General features: G+C 66.6%; 15 protein-coding genes. 3 read left to right on the plus strand and 12 right to left on the minus strand.

Annotated features, from left to right (window positions below):
- Positions 1-291, minus strand: a complete 291-nt coding sequence (locus I7X18_RS09545) for a ferredoxin (protein ID WP_232375492.1) — start codon at positions 289-291, stop codon at positions 1-3.
- A gap of 20 nt (positions 292-311) precedes the next feature.
- A complete protein-coding gene (locus I7X18_RS09550; protein WP_193047036.1) occupies positions 312-1,613 on the minus strand; it encodes an NADH-ubiquinone oxidoreductase-F iron-sulfur binding region domain-containing protein in 1,302 nt (433 codons plus the stop codon).
- A 37-nt stretch (positions 1,614-1,650) separates the two neighbouring features.
- On the opposite strand from I7X18_RS09550, the gene I7X18_RS09555 reads away from it, so the two are divergent.
- Entirely contained in the window at positions 1,651-2,124 is a 474-nt protein-coding gene (locus I7X18_RS09555; RefSeq protein WP_193047037.1) for a hypothetical protein, read from the plus strand.
- Between the two features lie 5 nt (positions 2,125-2,129).
- On the opposite strand, the gene I7X18_RS09560 is transcribed toward I7X18_RS09555, so the two are convergent.
- Genes I7X18_RS09560 through I7X18_RS09575 form a run of 4 tightly spaced genes read right to left on the minus strand, consistent with a single transcriptional unit; the run spans position 2,130 to position 5,762 of the window.
- Complete coding sequence (locus I7X18_RS09560) at positions 2,130-3,050, minus strand: alpha/beta fold hydrolase (protein WP_193047038.1); 921 nt, start codon at positions 3,048-3,050, stop codon at positions 2,130-2,132.
- Entirely contained in the window at positions 3,047-3,454 is a 408-nt protein-coding gene (locus I7X18_RS09565; protein WP_193047039.1) for a Rieske (2Fe-2S) protein, read from the minus strand. The genes I7X18_RS09560 and I7X18_RS09565 overlap by 4 nt, the downstream gene beginning before the upstream one ends.
- 5 nt (positions 3,455-3,459) lie before the next feature.
- On the minus strand, positions 3,460-4,617 hold the full coding sequence (locus I7X18_RS09570) for an amidohydrolase family protein (RefSeq protein ID WP_193047040.1): 1,158 nt from the start codon (positions 4,615-4,617) through the stop codon (positions 3,460-3,462).
- Positions 4,618-4,649: 32 nt separating this feature from the next.
- Positions 4,650-5,762 (minus strand): amidohydrolase family protein, encoded by a 1,113-nt coding sequence (locus I7X18_RS09575; protein ID WP_193047041.1) that lies wholly within the window; start codon positions 5,760-5,762, stop codon positions 4,650-4,652.
- A gap of 284 nt (positions 5,763-6,046) precedes the next feature.
- Here I7X18_RS09575 and I7X18_RS09580 point away from each other — a divergent pair, with 284 nt between their 5' ends.
- Both I7X18_RS09580 and I7X18_RS09585 read left to right on the plus strand, forming a co-directional pair.
- Positions 6,047-7,054, plus strand: coding sequence for an acyl-CoA dehydrogenase family protein (locus tag I7X18_RS09580; RefSeq protein WP_193047042.1), 1,008 nt, complete (start codon positions 6,047-6,049; stop codon positions 7,052-7,054).
- Complete coding sequence (locus I7X18_RS09585) at positions 7,038-8,225, plus strand: acyl-CoA dehydrogenase family protein (protein WP_193047043.1); 1,188 nt, start codon at positions 7,038-7,040, stop codon at positions 8,223-8,225. The genes I7X18_RS09580 and I7X18_RS09585 overlap by 17 nt, the downstream gene beginning before the upstream one ends.
- A 22-nt stretch (positions 8,226-8,247) precedes the next feature.
- On the opposite strand, the gene I7X18_RS09590 is transcribed toward I7X18_RS09585, so the two are convergent.
- The 6 genes from I7X18_RS09590 to I7X18_RS09615 all read right to left on the minus strand — a co-directional run bounded on the left by I7X18_RS09590 (position 8,248) and on the right by I7X18_RS09615 (position 12,502).
- On the minus strand, positions 8,248-8,586 hold the full coding sequence (locus tag I7X18_RS09590; RefSeq protein ID WP_193047044.1) for a hemophore-related protein: 339 nt from the start codon (positions 8,584-8,586) through the stop codon (positions 8,248-8,250).
- Positions 8,587-8,731: 145 nt separating this feature from the next.
- Positions 8,732-9,169 carry a hypothetical protein gene (locus I7X18_RS09595; RefSeq protein WP_193047045.1) on the minus strand — a complete coding sequence of 146 codons (438 nt, stop codon included), beginning with the start codon at positions 9,167-9,169 and terminating at the stop codon, positions 8,732-8,734.
- A 79-nt stretch (positions 9,170-9,248) separates the two neighbouring features.
- On the minus strand, positions 9,249-10,643 hold the full coding sequence (locus I7X18_RS09600) for a cytochrome P450 (protein WP_193047046.1): 1,395 nt from the start codon (positions 10,641-10,643) through the stop codon (positions 9,249-9,251).
- Positions 10,644-10,656: 13 nt separating this feature from the next.
- Complete coding sequence (locus tag I7X18_RS09605; protein ID WP_193047047.1) at positions 10,657-10,851, minus strand: ferredoxin; 195 nt, start codon at positions 10,849-10,851, stop codon at positions 10,657-10,659.
- A 39-nt stretch (positions 10,852-10,890) separates the two neighbouring features.
- Positions 10,891-11,751 carry a mycofactocin-coupled SDR family oxidoreductase gene (locus I7X18_RS09610; protein ID WP_193047048.1) on the minus strand — a complete coding sequence of 287 codons (861 nt, stop codon included), beginning with the start codon at positions 11,749-11,751 and terminating at the stop codon, positions 10,891-10,893.
- 49 nt (positions 11,752-11,800) lie between these two features.
- A complete protein-coding gene (locus I7X18_RS09615; protein WP_193047049.1) occupies positions 11,801-12,502 on the minus strand; it encodes an SDR family NAD(P)-dependent oxidoreductase in 702 nt (233 codons plus the stop codon).
- Positions 12,503-12,561 lie beyond the last annotated feature (59 nt).

Genomic DNA, 12,561 nt, shown 5'->3' on the forward strand with positions numbered 1-12,561 from the left:
CTACAGCCCCGGCAGCATGTGCTCTTCGCGCACGGCACCGGAGTGGTCGCCGTTCGCCCCGTCGTCAGCGGCTATCGCGCGTGCAGACGGCTGGGAGGGCTGGTCGCGCACCGGTTCTCCTTCATGCATCTCAATGATGGCGTGCACCGGGCAGTCCATCAGCGCCCGCAGCACCGCGGGCTGATCCGCCTCGGGTACGGTGCCGTTGCCGATCAGCGAGGCGTACCCCCAGTCGTCGAGGGAGAAGTACTCCGGCGCGTGCTTGGCGCACATGCCGAAGCCGTCACACATGGTGCGATCGAGACGGATCCTCACGCGCTCACCACCGCCTCCACCTCGTAGGGTCGTCGGACGTCGAACACGTCGACGGCACAGCTGTCACAGCTGCCCTGCAGATGGCGTGCCACCACCTGCGGGAAGGCGGTGAGCAGGCTGGCCGCGACGTTGGCGGCGGCGTCGAGGGTCGCGCAGGCACCACGGCCCCGCAGCACCACCGACCAGCGCTCCAGCCGGGCCAGATCCTCGTCGGTGGCCACGCCCTCGCGCAGCGCCGTGGCGACCGCGGACATGGCCGCGGTGCCGTTGAAGCACGACCCGCACTGTCCGGCGTTCTCCCGGTCGAAGTAGGCCAGCACCGACGCGGCGACCGCGACCGGGCATTCGTCGGTCAGCACCCCCACCGCGCCGCAGCCCAAGCCGCTGCCGAGGCGGCGCAGCGCCTCGTGGTCGAGCGTCGCGTCGAGCACGTCCCGGTTGAGCAGCCCCGTGAAGTAACCGCCCATCAGCACACCACTCACCCGATCCGTCGGAATGCCGTGCCACGTCAGCAGATCCGCCAGCGCGACGCCGTGCGGCAACTCGTAGAGTGCCGGTGGCAGGCCGCCGCCGGTGACGGTGGCGAGAAACGTGCCGGGGGAGGACGGCGTGCCCGCCGCCCGATAGGCCCGCGCGCCGTGCCGGTGCAGGTACGGCAGGTTGGCCAGCGTCTCGACATTGCTGACCAGCGTGGGCAACCCGCCCACCCCCTCCTCGAACGGGCGTGGCGGTTTGTCCGTCGGTTTGGCCGGGCCGCCGTTGACGGCGCGCACGGCAGCGGTCTCCTCACCGGCGACATAGCCGGCGTCGACGCACATCACGCTCACCGACACCCCGTCCAGTACGGTCGAATCAATCTGTGTCAGAGCGGTTTCCACGCTGTGCGCGGACTCCGGATCGGAGACGTAGACCACGGCACGGTCGGCGCCGACGATGCGGGCCGCCAATCGCAGGCCGTCGAGCACGAGATGCGGACGATGCCGCAACAACCAGCGGTCCTTGATCGACGCGGGCTCGCCCTCCTCACCGTTGGCGATCGCGACGGTACCGCCGCGCGTCCGGCCGTGGTCGCGCACCGAGCGCAGTTTGACCGCCATCGGGAACGCGGCCCCGCCGCGACCGAGCAGACCGGACAGCTCCACGTCTTCGAGAAGCTGATCCGGTTCGGGCAGCGCACCATATCCGCCCGACTGGGCGTAATCGGCGTAGTCCTCGCGGCCGCTCGGCACCTGGAGCAGCCGCGGGGTGCTGCCGGGCCATGCGGCGGTGTTGAGATCGGTTGCGGCGGTGGGGTTCATCAGCTTCTACTTCGTCTTGAGCGGATAGGCTGCCGACATGAGGACTGCGGTGGTGCGGGTGGGTGTGGACCCGACGGGCGAACTGACGCCCGCCCGGCTAGCCGACGGCATGACGCGCCTGCGCGAACTCTGCGGCGCGGCGGGCGCCGAGGTGGTGGACAACAACCTTCCGGTGATGCCGGCCAGTCGGCGCGAAGCCGAGCTGCTGATCGTCGGGGACGACCCGGACGCCCTCACACGTCTGGCGGTCGGCCTGTGTGCGGAGGCGTTCGGCACCGAACCGGTCGCCGGGGTGCTCACCTACATCAGCCGCGGCACCGACGACGACGCCTACGGCGTGCTGGCCGGCTTCGGGCTCACCGGCGACATCACCAGGACCGCCGACGACGACGGCTGGGACGTCGTCCACGTCACGCTGCGCAAGGCGGACCTCGAACGGATCCCGGAGAGCCGCATCCACACCGCTCTGGAGGCCTCGCTGAACTGCGAGGTGCACATCCGCATCGTCTGACACGCTCACCGTCTCAAGAAGTCGAGGATGGCCGGCGCCGCCTGCACCCAGGTGTCGAACATGTTGAACCGCTTGACCTTGCCGGACGCGCGCTTCTCGCCGGCGCGTTCCCAGGCGTCCTCCGGCCACGGCGGGTCGATCACCGTCGAACCCTTGATGAGGCAGCTGACCTCCAGCGACGTCCGCTTGGGGTGGTCGAGGTCGTTCTCGCCGCCGCGGACGATCAGCGTCGGCACCCTGATGTTGTCGAACATCTCGTCCTCCACACCCGGGATCGTCTGTCCGGGTTTGGGAACGAACGCGTTGAGCCAGCGCAACATCAGCTTGAGGAAGTCATCGGGGTCCAGGCGCAGGATCCGGTCGCGGTTGGCCGGGTTCTCGGCGATCCGCTCCTGCCACTCGGAGACACCGACGACGCCTTTCATACCGGCCCCGCGGACCGCGAGGATGCTCGGCACGATGTAGTACGAGCCCAGCACGAACGAGCCGTACACGCCGCCGACGATGTTCCACACGACCAGCTTGGTGACGATCTCGGGATAGAGCATCGTCGTGAGCATCGAGTCCCGCGCACCGCCGGACCCGCCGGCCAGGATGCACGGCCCGATGTCGAGGGTGGTGATCAACTGGTACAGCGTCTCGGCCCGCATGTGGGATTCGCTCTGACCGTAGAACTGCACATCGGACTTGCCGCAGTTCGGCCGGTCCCAGAGCAGCACGCGGTAACCGCCCTTGACCAATGCCTGTGCCAGCGGCCGCAGTCCCGGAATGTCCTTGCTGAAGCGCCCGCCCGGAGTGAGCGCGATGAAATCGCCGCTTTTACCGAGGATTTCGTAGACGACCTGCCCGCCGTTGATCTCGATGGTCTTCTCGCCGCGTTTGAGCTGCGGACCCTGCTGCGTGTCGGCGTCCTCGGTGGTGGTCACGCCATCACCAGCACATCGTCGCCGACCACGCGGACCGGATAGGTGCGGATGCTCCACTCGGGTTTGACCGCCGTGGTTCCGGTCGCCAGCTCGAAACCCCATTGGTGCCAAGGGCAGAAGATGTACTCCTTGTCCCGCACCATCACCGCATCGCCGGGCACGCTCTCGTCGACGATATTGCGGCCGCGGGCGCGTCCGGAGCACAGAGGACCGCCTTCGTGCGGACAGTAGTTGGCGATGGCGTAGAAGGTGCCGTTGACGTTGTAGACACCGACGCCGTGGCGTCCGATGGGGACGACTTTGTGTGAACCGGGCGGGATCTCGTCGACGGTGGCGACGATGTGTTCACGCCCCTGTGCCAATCTCTTAGGGCCGGCCGGGGGCGGTTTCGGGTGTTCTGTCATTGCCGTCAGAACACCCGCACCTGTCCCTCGAGAGCCGGAACGGTCTCGGGGAGGTGGTAGGTCTCGATCCCGTTGCGGAACATGATCGCCTCGCGCGCATGCTCGGGAAGGTGCTTGACCAGCCAGCGGGGGTCGTCGAACGTCCAGTGCGGGTAGTCGCTGCTGAACAGCAGGATCTTCTCGCACTCCATCCACTCGAACGCCCGGGTCAACTCCGTTTTGTCCTCCGGGTAGTCCAGCGGTTGGGTGGTGAACTTGATGTGGTCCTTGACGTACTCGCTCGGTTTGCGCTTGATGTCCAGCCACGACTTGCGCGCCTCGTAGATGGCGTCCATCCGCCACATCAGCGGCAGAATCCAGCTGAACGCGTGCTCGACGAAAACGATGCGCAGCGTGGGGTGCCGGTCGAACGTGCCGTCGAAGATCAGGCTCATCACCTGGTTGGCGGCGAGCAGCGAGTACGTCACCATGAAGTCGTGGTTGTAGCTGGGCAACCCGACCGGTGGCATCGGCAGTTCGTCATAGTGGCTGCGGGACAGGTGGCAACTCACCGTGATGTCGTGTTTGGCCGCCGCCGCCCAGATCGGATCGTATTTGGGGTTACCCCATGACGGCCGCGGTTCGGCCTTGATCAGGATCTGCGCCATGTAGGGGTGTCCGGCCCAGCGCTCGATCTCTGCGACAGACTGCTCCGGCTCCTCGATCGCCAGGCAGATCGACCCGCGCCAGCGTTCGTGCCAGTTGTTGTGGCTGTCCAGCCAGTGGTTGGCCTGCCAGTCGTTGAGCGCGCAGTTCATCGCGTGGTTCGCTTCAGGAATCCGCGCCGGGTAGGCGGCGGGCTCGAGGATCGCGATGTCGGCGCCCGCCTCCATGATCAGCTGTCGAAACGCCAGATCGGGATCGCTGCAGGCGAACTCGCCGTCGGGCGGGAAGGCGTCGACGCGCATCGCGTAGGTGTGGGCGTAGTCGGGCGCGTCGTAGTAGATCTGGTCGCCGACCTTGTGATTCCCGAAATACCTGCTGCGCCATGGCTCGGGGATGTACTGGCCGAGTTCGCCGGTGCGGGGCGCCGGATGGACGTCGCTGTCGACGCACCTCACCGGGATGCGCTCGGCCGCGGGCTTGCGCTCCGTGGTGGTCGTCGTCGTCACTTCGGTAGTCATCTCGGACATCCCTTCATCGAAAGCTCCCGCTCCTAGAGTGCGCCGACACCGGCACCGACGTCTATGCCGTACAGCTGCGCGGCGTTTCGCCAGCACAGCTTGTCGCGCTGCTCGGCCGAATAGGCGCTCGGTACCCGGAGCTCGTTGAGTTGCCAGTGCGGATAGCTCGAGCCGAACATCACCATGTCGTCTTTACCGGTGAAGCCGGCCCATTCACCGGCGAATTCGACATCGCCGGGGCCGTCGAGGGCACCCTGCACGAAGTACACGTGATCCGGTAGGTAGTCGCTGGGCATCTTCGGCGCCCACGGGGTCTGCTCGAGGTGCGGCCTGCCGAAGCAGTCCATCCGCCACATGAACGGGGTCAGGAGATCGGCGGCCCCGTCGGCCCAGACGAACTTGAGCGCGGGCATCCTCTCGAAGACGCCTTCGGCGATCATGTTCATCAGGTGGTAGAGGAAGTTCAGCGCCGTGAACCCGACGTACTGCTCGTAGGTGCGGGTCAGTCCGTTCGGGGTCGGCGGCAGGGCGACACCGGAGCCGACCTCGAAGTGCACGGCCACCGGAAGGTTCGCCTCGACGGCCGCCTCCCACAGCGGCCAGTACTGCGGTTTCCCATACAGCTCGCGGGACTGCAGCGGAATACCGATCTGCACCACGCGGGGATGGCTCTTGTACTTATCGATCTCACGCAGGGCGCCGGAGACATCGTCGGGGTTGACCCGGATGGTGCCGCGGAACCGCTCACCGAACTCGGCGTGATCGAGCCAGCGGGACACCATCATGTCGTTGTGGGCCGAGGCGATGGCGGTGCCGAGGTGGCGGTCGGGCATGACGCCGCGGGTCATGGGGTGCAGGATCGCGATGTCCACGCCCCGCTTCTCGAACAGGTGCTGTGCCGCGACGTCCGGATCCGAGCCGGGGTACTGCCCGTCGGGACCCTCGGTGCCCTTCGCGTACTCGCCGCCCGGTGCGCCGTACCAGTCCATCTCGTAGTCCGGGAAGCCGCGACTGCGGAACGGCTCGCGCATGAACGTCTGCCGCAGGTCCTTGTTGGACTTGCAGAAGATGTGCACGCTGGCATCTACGACGGGGGTGACAACGGGGGTGACGACGGGGGTGCTCGACCCGTCCGGATGCTGCATGACCAAGGCTGTCCTCCGCTGTCGTCCGGCGTGGCTGCGCGCGCAGACGTCTCCCGAGCGTGCGCGGCGGTGCCGTACACAACCACAGTGTAGATCGAAGTTCTTCGATCGCAAGAACCGAGTTCTCCGGCCGTCTTGTCAGCATCGGTGCAGGTGAGCCTATGTGCTGGTCGGTCGCGCAGCACGGTGCTTACGAAACCCGGTACTTGCTCTCGGAGAGCGCGTGGCTTTTTTGTGAGAATGCTATTCTCGCATCGTCGTGACCCCGCACCAGGAGGCGCCGGATGCTACTCGAGTTCGATGCCGACCAGCGGCTGTGGCAGGAGACCGTGCGCGATGCGGTCACCAAGCAGTGCCCGGCCTCACTGGTCCGCGAGATCGCCGAAAACGGGGTCGATCCAACGCCGCTGTGGAAGAGCTACGTCGACGCGGGATGGACCGAACTCACCGATCCGGAGAACGCCGTCGAGTTGGCGATCGTGCTCGAGGAGATGGGGCGCGTCACCGACCCGACGCCGTTCCTGGCCACGATGACCCAATATGCGCCGCTGGCCGGAGACCGGTTCGACCCGCAGCACGCGGGCGCGGCGATCTACGACGGGATCACCGCCGTCCGCGAGGCCGACGGCTGGGTGCTCGACGGTTCGGCGCGCTTCGTCCTCGACGGCGACCGCGCGGACCGCCTCGCGGTGGTCACCGATGCCGGCGTCTTCGTCGTCGACGCCGCCGTCGCGGTCAGCCGCCGCAGCCCGGTGTTCGATCCGGTGCTGCACATCGCCGACGTGTCGTTCGACGCGGTCCGCGTCGCCGACACCGACCGGGTGCGCACCGACTCCGAGCGGGCACGCCACTTCGCGCTGACCGGGATCGCGATCACCACCGTCGGCGCCTGCCAGCGGATCCTCGACCTCGCGCTCGACCACGTCAGACAACGCCACCAGTTCGGGGTGCCGATCGGTTCGTTCCAGGCCGTCCAGCACAAGGCAGTCGACATGCACGTGGCCACCGAACGCGCCCGTGCACTTGCCTACTTCGCCGCGCTCACCATCGCCGCCGACGATCCGCGGCGCCGGCTGGCCGCGTCGATGGCGAAGGCGGCCGCGGGGGAGTGCCAGTCACTGGTATTCCGGCACGGCCTTCAGCTCTTCGGCGCGATGGGCTTCACCTGGGAGAACGATCTGCAGTTCGCACTGAAGCGGGCGAAGGCCGGCGAGTTGCTGCTGGGTGGTGCCGCCGAACACCGGGCGATGATCGCGGAGGAATACAGGGGGACCAGTGCAGCTCACTTTTGATTCCGACGTCGAGCAGTTCCGCGACGAGTTCGCCGCGTTCCTCGACGAACACCTGCCGCCGGAGACCGACACCCTGGAACGCCCGCGGTCGGTGTCACACATGCCGCAGTGGGCGCGCGACTGGCAGCGCCTGCTGTTCGACAACGGGTGGCTGCTGCCCGCCCAGCCGCCGGAGTTCGGCGGCCGCAACGCCACCGTGCTGCAGCAGTTCGTCCACCTCGACGAACTGTGCCGGCGCCGGATCTATCACAGCTTCAATCCGCAGGGCGTCAACATCGTCGCGGCGTCGCTGATCACATTCGGCAGCGACGAGCAGAAGCACCGCTGGGCCGTGCCGGTGCTGCGCGGCGAACTCACCGCGTCACTGGGTATGAGCGAGCCGAGCGCCGGATCCGACCTCGCGTCGCTGCGCACCAGGGCCGTGCTCGTTCCGGACGGCGACGAGCCCCATTTCGTGGTCAATGGTCAGAAGGTGTGGACCTCCGGCGCGCACGACGCCGACTACCTGCTGACATTCGTGCGCACGGATCCGGATGCGACCAAACACCGGGGCATCAGCGTGCTGATCATCCCGACCGATACGCCCGGGGTGGTGTGCCGGCCGTTCGCCGATCTGTGCGGCGAGGAGAACAAGGACTTCAACGAGGTCTTCTTCACCGATGCGCGGGTGCCCGCCGAGAACCTCGTCGGCCCGCTGAACCAGGGCTGGAAGGTGGCCAACGGCTCGCTCGGCCACGAGCGAACCATGATGTGGCTGGGTTTCGCCGACCGGATCGACAACGTGATCGCCGACTTTCATCCCAGCACGGAGATCGAGCGGGATCAGTACGCGTCGATGATCATGGACTACCAGGCGCTGCGCGCGATGGGGTCGGCGGCGTTGGCACGCGCCGCGCGCGGTGAGATGGACACCGCTTCGGTGTCAGTGCTCAAACTGTTCGGCTCTGAGGCCGAGATGCGCGCCGCCGATGCGGCTCTCACGGCATCCGGGCCCGCCGGGTTGGTGCACCCCTCGACGACGGGGCGGTACGCGCACATGAACCTCGACCACTACTTTGCCAGCTGGTTCGAACGCTACGCCCGCAGTTTCTCCGGCACCATCGCCGGCGGAACCTCGGAAATCCAGCGCAACATCATCGCCACGCAGGTGCTGGGGTTGCCGCGCGGCTGACAGTCAGCCGCGCGGCCAGCGCTCAGTAGTTCTTGCAGGTGCTCGCGACGTTCGAGATCGGTCCGAAGTACGCCTGTGCGGTCGGGTTGCCCTGGAGGAACGCAACCGTCGCCTGCCGCTGCTGGGGGGACGAGGCGAGGAAGCTGCGAACCGCCTGCTGACCGCTGCGCTGCTGGGCGAACTGTGCGGCCAGGTCGGGATGCTGGTCGTTGAGTGCGGCGATCACCTGGTCGTAGCTGCAGGTGGTGTTGATGATCGGCCCCAGGTTGGGCTGCGCCGACGCGACACCTGCGGAGAGCGGTATCGCCACGGCGAGGCCGCCGAGCGTGACAGCCAGTTTCGTGCGCGACAGCTTCAGCATGGGTACACCCTCTTCTCGGAAATCCAATTGTCCAAACGAGCTTTGCCGGGCTCAAGATCACCCGACAGCAGATACATCGACAGTAACAGCGAAACTGTTACCTTTTCATCCCGTAAGCAAACATCTCCGCCGTCAGTGCGGACGGCTACAGCCTCTGCAGCTTGAATGTCCAGAACTGGGTTCCGGGTGGGCCGTTGAAGCAGCCCACGTTGTAGGCCGACGTGATGGTGCCCAGGAGTGAGACCTCATCCCACTCGTAGGTCTCTCGGGCCGGCATGACATGTCCCGGGCAGCGCAGGCCGTCGGGCACGTCGACGTTGAGGGTGTAGCGGCCATTGACGAGGTGGGCGAATCCGTCGTAGTACGCGCCGCGCTTCGGCCGCGGGATTGCGCTGACGTCCACGCAGTCCGGCTTCTTGTCCGGGTAGCACGGCGTGACGAACCACACCCACGATGCGTCGGTGTAGCGGTTGGTCCACACCTCGTAGTTCCCGTGCGTCATCATGGCGTTCGCAGGCGGGGTGATCGTCGCCGCGGCCGCGATGAGCACGGCGGCCGCAGTACCGGCCTTGATGAACTTCATGGTGGTCCCTCCTGTTCGCCCGACTGTTCACTCCGGCAGGGGCCTCATCAAAACACCTGGCGGCGGTTATTGTTGGGCATCAATCGATTACCGCCGGATCCTTGCGTTCGGTGATGGGCCGCGCGAGTTCCTGTTCGTCACAGATGCGCTGCAACTTCACCAGTGTTTCGTCCAGGCCGGGGCCACGTGGTTCGGCGGGAGTGAACGTGGCAGGCAGGTTGCGCATGCCCTGGATGACGCCGATGGTGTCGTAGTGCACGGTGCCCTCCGGGTCGCACACGTAGTCCGGCATTCGGTCGAGTACCGCGGTCAGCATGGACTTGAACACCGTGCGGGCCACGTTGGAGCCCACGCAGCGGTGCACACCGATACCGAAGCTGAAGTGGCGGTTGCCCTTCCGATCCAGGACCACCTCGTTGGGCTGGTCGAACACCGACGCGTCGCGGTTGGCCATGGCCCAGGAGAGCCAGAGCCGTTCGTACCTCTTGAACTGCTGACCCTCCAGCTCGACGTCGTCGGCGAAGGTGCGGCCGTCACCGGGTGCCGGGGTGAAGAACCGCAGGAACTCCTCGGTGGCGGGATGCAGCAGCGTGTCGCGCTCACGGCTGAGACGCTCACGCTGGTCGGGATGTTCGCCGAGCCATTCCAGCGCGTGCGCGGTGAGCGCGGTGGTCGTATCGAAGCCCCCACCGATGATCAGGCCGAGGTTGCCGAGGATCTCCATGTCCGGCGCGGGCTCACCGTCGATACGCAACTGCACCAGCGCATTGACCAGACCCGGGCGCGAATTCTGCCGGATCTCCATCATATTGGTGATGAGGTCGATGCCCATCTCACGATGCTGCTCGTTGATCTTCTCGCGTTCGGGCGAGTGTTCGGGGGTGTACACCGAAGCGTGTGTCGGCTCGCTGTAGACGTTCCACTTCTCGAGGTCGATGCCCATCATCGCCAGGGTGAACACCGCGGGCACCACGTTCGCCAGGTGCTCGACGAAGTCGATGCGACCCGACTCGATGTGTTCGTCGAGTGCGGCGCGCGTGATCTCGTCGACGAACGGCTCCCAGCGCTTGATCGCCGCGGGGGACAGGTAGGGGTTCAGCGCGCCGCGGTACGCGCTGTGTTCCGGTTCGTCCATCTCCAGGATGCCGCCGCGCACGACGGTGGCGCGGCTGGCCTTCGGGACGGTGATCCCCTGGAAGGGCGTCTCGCCGCTGATGTCGTGGTGACTGGACACCACCGGGCAGCGGGCCAACTCGAACACGTGCTTGCTGTCGGCCGCGACCCAGTGGCCGCCATAGGTTTCGGTCCACGCCATCGGGCACTTGGCGTGCATCTCCTCGGTGATCCTGTCGAACTGCTCCCGGTATTCCGTTGTGTGTCTGTCGAAGTGGTAGCGGTTCTTCTTGCGATCACTGTCGGCCTGGTCGCCGCGGAGATCGTCGACGGGTCTCACGTCGTTGGCTCCCTGAGTCATTGGCTTGTGGAGGTCAGTCGTCGATGGAGATGGCTTGCTCGGGACACGACGACACCGCCTCGCGGACCGCGTCCTGCTGATCGTCGGGGACGATGTCGCTGACCGGCGACGCGGTGCCGTCGATATCGCTCAGCTCGAAGGAATCGGGCGCGATCATCGCGCACAGCGTGTGCCCCTGGCAACGGCCCGAATCAACCCTTACCTTCACTGCTCTCCTCAAAATATCTCGGGGTCAACGGCTTTCGGGCTAGACGTGGTAGTCGTACCACTTGAGGTAGCCGCCGGCGTCCACGCGTAACTGCATGCCGGTGACGAAGCGTGACTCGTCGGAGGCCAGCCACAGCACCGCGTTGCTGATGTCTTCGGGCTCGATGAACGGCACGGGCATGGCTTGCTGGACGCCGAAGGCGAGTTCGGCGTCGGCGCGCGTCGGCTTCTCGAGATCGGGCCGGAACGAGCGGTACATCGGCTCGCTCTGCAACATGTCGGTGTTGCAGTTGGTGGGGTGGATGACGTTGGCGCGGATGTTGCGCACGGCCAACTCGGTCGCGAGGTCGTGCACGTACTGGGAGATGAGGCGTTTGGAGGTCATGTAGCCCATCCCGCCGGGGTCGGCGCCAGGGCGGTCCTTCTTCGAGGCGTCCATCAGCGCCGCGGCGGAGGCAGTGGCGATGATGGAGGCACCCTCCTTGAGGTGGGGCAGGGCCACCTGGATGGCGTTGATGGTCCCGACGAAGTTCGTGTTGATGCCGTCGGTCCACGCCTGCATCGGCGGGGCGCCCTTCATCGCCGCGATGCCGGCCTGGGCGACAACGATGTCGAGGTGTCCGAGTTCGGCGACGCCGTTGTCCAACGCCGCCTTGAGCTGGGCGGCGTCCCGGACGTCGGCCTGGGCGATGACGGCTTTGCGGCCGGCCTTCTCCACGTATTGGGCCGTCTCCTCGAGATCTTCGGGCGTGGCCAGCGGGTAACCCACGGTCTCGATGTCAGCGCAGATGTCCACGGCGATGATGTCGGCGCCTTCCTCGGCCAGCCGAATGGCGTGGCTGCGGCCCTGCCCGCGCGCCGCGCCGGTGATGAAAGCGACCTTTCCTTCTACGCGCCCCACAGCTTGTCCTCTCGTCGATCCGGTTGATTCCATCGGTGATGCATGACCGTCAGGTGTTGCGGCCGCCGTTGACGCCGAGGATCTGACCGGTGATGTAGCCGGCCTCCTCGCTGATCAGGAACGCGCACGCGGCGGCGATGTCCTCGGGTCTGCCGATGCGCCGCACCGGCGTTGCCGCGATCGTCGCGTCGATGTCGCCGAGATAGCCGCGCTCGGCCGCGGCCCGCAGCATCGGTGTGTCGATGAAACCCGGCGGGACGGCGTTGACCGTGATGCCGCTCGGGCCGTATTCGAGCGCAAGCGATTTCGTCAGGCCGTTGACCGCGGACTTGGCCGCCACGTACGGCGACATGTACGGGGCACCCGAGTGCGTGCTGGACGACGAGATGTTGACGATTCGCCCCCACCCCGCGTCGATCATGTCGGGCAGTACCGCCTGGATGGTGTGGAAGACGCCGTTGAGGTTGACGTCGATGACCTTCTGCCAACGGTCGAAGGACACGTCGGTGAAGCGTTTGAAGCAGTCCAGCCCCGCGGCGTTGACGAGCACGGTGACCGGGCCCAGTTGGTTCCGGATTGCGGTGAACGCGGCCTCGACGGCACCCCGGTCGGTCACATCGGCGGTATGGGCGAAGTCGCCGTCGCCGGGCTTGAGGTCGATCGTGGCGACGTCGATCCCGTCCGCCCGCAACCGCCGCACGATGGCCAGCCCGATCCCCGACCCACCGCCGGTGACGACGGCGGTTTTCACAGGGTCTCCACCAGTACGGCGGCCAGGTCCAGGACGGTCGTATCAGGCATCAAGAATCA

Source organism: Mycolicibacterium baixiangningiae, assembly GCF_016313185.1.
Lineage (GTDB): Bacteria > Actinomycetota > Actinomycetes > Mycobacteriales > Mycobacteriaceae > Mycobacterium > Mycobacterium baixiangningiae.

Excerpts from the sequence above, each read along its gene's own strand:
- I7X18_RS09570 (WP_193047040.1), bottom strand. The coding sequence starts at position 4,617 with ATGACTACCGAAGTGACGACGACGACCACCACGGAGCGCAAGCCCGCG.
- I7X18_RS09595 (WP_193047045.1), bottom strand. The coding sequence starts at position 9,169 with ATGAAGTTCATCAAGGCCGGTACTGCGGCCGCCGTGCTCATCGCGGCC.
- I7X18_RS09590 (WP_193047044.1), bottom strand. The coding sequence starts at position 8,586 with ATGCTGAAGCTGTCGCGCACGAAACTGGCTGTCACGCTCGGCGGCCTC.
- I7X18_RS09555 (WP_193047037.1), top strand. The coding sequence starts at position 1,651 with ATGAGGACTGCGGTGGTGCGGGTGGGTGTGGACCCGACGGGCGAACTG.
- I7X18_RS09600 (WP_193047046.1), bottom strand. The coding sequence starts at position 10,643 with ATGACTCAGGGAGCCAACGACGTGAGACCCGTCGACGATCTCCGCGGC.
- I7X18_RS09580 (WP_193047042.1), top strand. The coding sequence starts at position 6,047 with ATGCTACTCGAGTTCGATGCCGACCAGCGGCTGTGGCAGGAGACCGTG.
- I7X18_RS09550 (WP_193047036.1), bottom strand. The coding sequence starts at position 1,613 with ATGAACCCCACCGCCGCAACCGATCTCAACACCGCCGCATGGCCCGGC.
- I7X18_RS09575 (WP_193047041.1), bottom strand. The coding sequence starts at position 5,762 with ATGCAGCATCCGGACGGGTCGAGCACCCCCGTCGTCACCCCCGTTGTC.
- I7X18_RS09545 (WP_232375492.1), bottom strand. The coding sequence starts at position 291 with ATGTGTGACGGCTTCGGCATGTGCGCCAAGCACGCGCCGGAGTACTTC.
- I7X18_RS09565 (WP_193047039.1), bottom strand. The coding sequence starts at position 3,454 with ATGACAGAACACCCGAAACCGCCCCCGGCCGGCCCTAAGAGATTGGCA.